The organism is Grylomicrobium aquisgranense, assembly GCF_033971865.1.
GTDB lineage: Bacteria > Bacillota_I > Bacilli_A > Erysipelotrichales > Erysipelotrichaceae > Bulleidia > Bulleidia massiliensis.
Genome location: NZ_JALBUR010000062.1, coordinates 1 through 4055, shown reverse-complemented (window position 1 = coordinate 4055; position 4055 = coordinate 1). Strand labels below are relative to the sequence as shown.

Annotated in this window: 4 protein-coding genes; 1 reads left to right on the top strand and 3 read right to left on the bottom strand. The window is 41.3% G+C overall.

Going from position 1 to position 4055, the window contains the following annotated elements; genetic code table 11:
- On the top strand, positions 1 to 661 hold a 661-nt coding region (tnpC, locus tag MOZ60_RS11305), incomplete at its 5' end, for an IS66 family transposase (RefSeq protein WP_370596755.1).
- 21 nt (positions 662 to 682) lie between these two features.
- Here the strand turns inward: tnpC and MOZ60_RS11300 are convergent.
- Genes MOZ60_RS11300 through MOZ60_RS11290 form a run of 3 tightly spaced genes read right to left on the bottom strand, consistent with a single transcriptional unit; the run spans position 683 to position 3930 of the window.
- Positions 683 to 1711 carry a tyrosine-type recombinase/integrase gene (locus MOZ60_RS11300; protein WP_370596754.1) on the bottom strand — a complete coding sequence of 343 codons (1029 nt, stop codon included), beginning with the start codon at positions 1709 to 1711 and terminating at the stop codon, positions 683 to 685.
- Positions 1704 to 2699: a tyrosine-type recombinase/integrase gene (locus tag MOZ60_RS11295; protein WP_370596753.1), complete on the bottom strand. Its 996-nt coding sequence runs from the start codon at positions 2697 to 2699 to the stop codon at positions 1704 to 1706. The genes MOZ60_RS11300 and MOZ60_RS11295 overlap by 8 nt, the downstream gene beginning before the upstream one ends.
- Positions 2689 to 3930 carry a tyrosine-type recombinase/integrase gene (locus MOZ60_RS11290; RefSeq protein ID WP_370596752.1) on the bottom strand — a complete coding sequence of 414 codons (1242 nt, stop codon included), beginning with the start codon at positions 3928 to 3930 and terminating at the stop codon, positions 2689 to 2691. Before MOZ60_RS11290 ends, MOZ60_RS11295 begins: the two co-directional genes overlap by 11 nt.
- Between the last annotated feature and the right edge of the window lie 125 nt (positions 3931 to 4055).

Sequence of the window (4055 nt, the reverse complement as noted above, 5' to 3'; positions counted from 1 at the left end):
GATCTATAAGCTGGAACACAGACCAGCTTCTTTTGAAGCAGTCACCTATCATATCGCTGTCTATGCCAAAGATGACAATCAGACAATTGTCAGAGCACCCAAGCCGGCAGAAATGTTTCCAAAAAGTATTGCCACCCCATCCCTGGTAGCCTCTATTCTGACGGCAAAATATGTGAATGCCATTCCTCTGTACAGGCTGGAAGCTGCCTATGCGCAGAATGACATTCATATCAGCAGAGCAGTGATGGCAAACTGGGTAATCCGTGCCTATGATCAATATCTGAGATATGTGTGTGTGGCCCTGAAGCAGGAAATGACAAAACAGAGCCTTCTTCACGCGGATGAGACACCCTTTGAGGTGATCAGAGATGGCCGGGAAGCAGGATCCAAGTCCTATATGTGGGTATACCGGACCAATGCAAAGATACCTGGGCATAAAGTGATTCTCTATCAGTACTGTCCAACCAGAGGACATGAGAATCCAAAGAATTTTCTGAAGGACTTCAGCGGCACTCTGGTGACAGATGGGTATGGTGCCTATCACAAACTGGAGAAAGAGGATCCATCCAAGTTCAAAGTGGCAGGATGCTGGGTACATTATCTTAGAAAAATGATTATTCAAGGAGTTTCAGATTATGGCGATCGTTTCACATACTGTTAGTAACTTCTCGAATAACATTTTTTACACTTTTAAGAAGTCAGGTATTCTTTCAGATTCTTTATCCCGATGATCGTCATATGTTTCAAACCATTTCTTATTCCATTCCTTCAGGTATTTGTCAGCCGCCTTTTGAGAGATTGACGCATAGATTTGAGTTGTCTGAATGGAGACGTGACCAAGCATGTTCTTGATGTAGATCAGTGGTAATCCTGCTTCCAGCATATGCGTTGCAGCAGTATGCCGCATAGAGTGCGGTGGATAGCTCTTCTCTAGATAGAGGTTCGAATAGCTCTGCTTCGCTTGTTTAACATACTTTTTAAAGAGTTCCTCTATACAGGAAACACTGATTTTTTCATTTCTCTGGCTCTTGAATACATAACTTCCTGGCTTATCATTAATGCCGCAGTGAACGATATAATTCTTCAGAATCTCAGCACAGTTCTGTGGTATGCCAACCCTGCGCTTCTTATTGCCTTTTCCGGAAAGTATAACTACTGCTTTGCCGTCAGGATAATATGTTATGTCCTTAACTCTAAGTTCGCAGATTTCCTGTGCTCTTGCGGCGCTTCCATACATTAAAACCATTATTACTTTATCTCTGTAGCCAATTTCACTGCGGCAGTTCGGCTGCTCAAGCAGATGTTTAACTTCATCTACTGAAAATATCGCGCGCTGTGCATTCGCGTGTTTTTTCATCGGAATCCTGATGACACCGCTTCGAAAAGAAGATGCTGCCTCAAAATCTTTATTCTGCGCATATTCGGAAAAGGAGAGCAGTGCTGATAATCTCTGATTCTTTGTGGATGCAGAACAGTTCCGTTCAGTCTCCAGCCAATGCAGAAAACCGGAAATGCAATCATAAGTAAGCATATCAAATGTAATCAGATCGGGCGGAACATCTTTGGTCTCGTGCATGTATCTCAACAGAAGCTGAAACGCATACTTATAAGACTTGATCGTATTTCTGCTTGCTCCACATCCTATCGGAAGATAATCACAGAAGAATGAGTTAAGCAGGTTCAGAAACTTTGAGCCTCCAGGCTTATTCATAAATTTCCTCCGGAATAATGTCGCTTGTAAAGTCTGCGAATTTATCCAGTTCTTCTGGGAACAGATCAGGACTGAATTTCAAATACTGTTCAGTTGCTTTGAAATTCTCATGGCCAAGGTAAACGGAGATATATGGAATAATGTCATTCAGAGGCATTCCTATTGCCTCCAGATTGGCAAAAGATTTGATAGCGAAAATATGTCGAAGGCAATGAAGACACGGGCCGCGTTCATGAAACTTCCGATCTGGCATTCGTATGTTGCTTGAATTGAGGAGATCATCAAATTTATACTTCGCATTCTTGACAGTGATGTGTTCCTCATGATTGATCGTCTGAAAGAGGTATGCTGTCGGAATATGGAGTATTCCCATCGCAGCACAATATTGTTTCAATATGGGAGTTAATGTTTCATGCATTGGAACTAATCGCTGTTTTCTGTTCTTAGCTTCTTTTAGAGTAATGACGCCAGTATCGAAGTCCACATCGCTAACCTTTAATGCCACCGTCTCACCGACTCTTAAACCGCAGCCATACAGAATACGCAGAATCATTGCAATCTGAATATGAATTTTCTTGTTTTTTCTTGTGTGGTCTGAATTTTTTAACAAATCCGCATTCGTAAAAATCCGTTCGATTTCATCATCTGAAAAGATGTAGGGAATGTAGCTGCGCTTTTCATACGGCTGAAGCGGAATATAAACTATGTCTCCATCTGCTAGGAGATACCCAAGGAATTTTCTCGAAATCATTATGTATTGCGCAATTGTTCGGTTGCTACCATGAAGTCCTCTGATCCATTCGGTCACGATTGGCTCAGTGATTGTTTTTCCCTTCAGCTGAATACTGGAGAGATAGAAATCAAAATTCTTCAGGACGGAACGATTATGTTCATACCAGCTTTTGCTATATGCGCTTTGAATCTGGTCAAGATAACTTTGGATTTCCTTTCGAAATATACTGGAAAAGACCGTTTTCTCAGTTTTCATAAACACCACCGCTTTCCAGAAATGCTTTAAAGTTTCCTGAAGGAGGTGGAACAGCTAAAGCACATTGACGGAGATTTTCTATATCAATTTTGGCATAATGCTTAATCGCATTCGGATCCTTATGTCCCAAAACTTTCCGAACTGCATCATAAGGGATCTTTTCGTTGATCATTGATGTCACAAGCGATGCTCTGATAGCGTGCGGGCCATGCCGCCGATTTGAAATATCAACTCCGGCCTTATCAAAGTAGACCTTTAATCTGTGGTTCACCGTACCGGTTGAAATTCGAATATATGGCGCTTTTACACGAAGAAAGACATATGGCAAAGTACTTTTTGGCCTAAAGAGTCGAATGTAATTCTTAAGGGCTGATTCGACATCTGGAAGAATAGGAAGTGCCAGAGGTTCACCTGTTTTCTGCTGAATGAGGTGAATCGTCTTACTATTAAAATCAATGCTGTCAAACTCAAGCTGTGCAATATCTCCCACACGCATTCCAAGTCTTGTAAACATTAGAATAAATGCATAATCACGGCTGCCGATTGCTGTATTGCGGTCAATTGCAGCTTCAACTCTGTGCAGCTCGTCAATGCTGAAGGTGCTGGGAATATTGGAAGGAACTGTGTAATGCGGAATCACGGTTGATAAGTCTCTCAATAAAACGCCTCCCATACATAAGTGCAATAAAAAAGCACGGACAACTGCCCATGCACCACGATTACTAAGCGATAATGCTGCGTTTACAGCTTCCTCTGCTGTCAAATCTTCAAGAGTTGAAAAGTTATCCACTTGGCATTGATATAAAAATTGGCGTAAGTAGAATTCTTTAAAAGCTATTGTATTCTCTTTATTGCCTCTATTTCTGCAATCCTCTAGATATCTTTGGAGTGGAATTTCAAAGGCTGGCAATATCTGCTGCTTCGAGGTTCGTGGAGTGAATGCTTCAATTGCTCCGCTGCCAATAAATTCATTCAAATATCGAATACATCTCTTTAAATACACAGAATGCGAATGAGTATGTGATTCTCGATTTACTTCCTTTAAGAACTGTTCACCAATGGTCGTAGAATACTGAGAAAATGAATTATCCCGAATAAATTTTTCGATCCGTTTAAACGTTCTTTTCATTACGCTGATCGTTACTTCCGAGTAGGACGATCTACGTAAATGCTCCGTCAAGGAATCAATGACATCAGAAAAACTCTGCGTGCTGTCGGCTTGGGCATTCATGGATGTATGCCTCCTTTCTAGCTTCAGTATAGCCGACGTATTATTATTTAAGAAGGCAGAGAGCACCTTAGGTTATTACTCGGTGTTTGAGAATTTCCTAGGATAACTATACTCCTGGGATAATG

Bases quoted from the DNA above. Each gene is read 5' to 3' on its own strand.
- MOZ60_RS11300 (WP_370596754.1), bottom strand. From the start codon at position 1,711: ATGAATAAGCCTGGAGGCTCAAAGTTTCTGAACCTGCTTAACTCATTC.
- MOZ60_RS11295 (WP_370596753.1), bottom strand. From the start codon at position 2,699: ATGAAAACTGAGAAAACGGTCTTTTCCAGTATATTTCGAAAGGAAATC.
- MOZ60_RS11290 (WP_370596752.1), bottom strand. From the start codon at position 3,930: ATGAATGCCCAAGCCGACAGCACGCAGAGTTTTTCTGATGTCATTGAT.